Below are 428 nucleotides of genomic sequence, written 5' to 3'. Positions count from 1 at the left end.
AGAAAATTCTTAACGATATTGCTAATGGAGAAACTTGGCGCGCTGTTGCAAAGCGCTACAAGATCAGCAAATTCACCGTCTATAGCTGGATTAAAAATCCCCATCCTAAAGGCTTTACTGAGAGCCCTCAAAGATTGATGATGAAGCCTTGCTTAAGGATATTGAGCAGTATCCTGATGATTACCAATGGGAAAGAGCTAGACGTTTTAATTGCTCGCAATCAGCGATTTGTTATGCTCTAAAGCGACTAAAGATAACGCATAAAAAAAGATTAACCAACATCCAAAAGCCGACACAGAGAAAAGAGAGCACTTTCAAGAACAAATAGTAGATAAGACCGCTCAAGACAAACCGATAGTCTATACTTGATGAATGTGGTTTTAAAGCCTTTGATCATAGACCTTATGGCTACAGCACAAAAGGAGAAG

1 pseudogene is annotated in these 428 nt (G+C 39.3%); it reads left to right on the top strand.

Going from position 1 to position 428, the window contains the following annotated elements:
* Nucleotides 1-328 (top strand): annotated as a pseudogene (locus A5N85_RS15410) (IS630 transposase-related protein); the annotation flags it as partial.
* Between the last annotated feature and the right edge of the window lie 100 nt (nucleotides 329-428).

Origin of the sequence: Suttonella ornithocola (assembly GCF_001889065.1) — a bacterium.
Lineage (GTDB): Bacteria > Pseudomonadota > Gammaproteobacteria > Cardiobacteriales > Cardiobacteriaceae > Suttonella_A > Suttonella_A ornithocola.
Note: the sequence above shows the minus strand (reverse complement) of the source record. Positions and strands in the feature narration are given on the sequence as shown.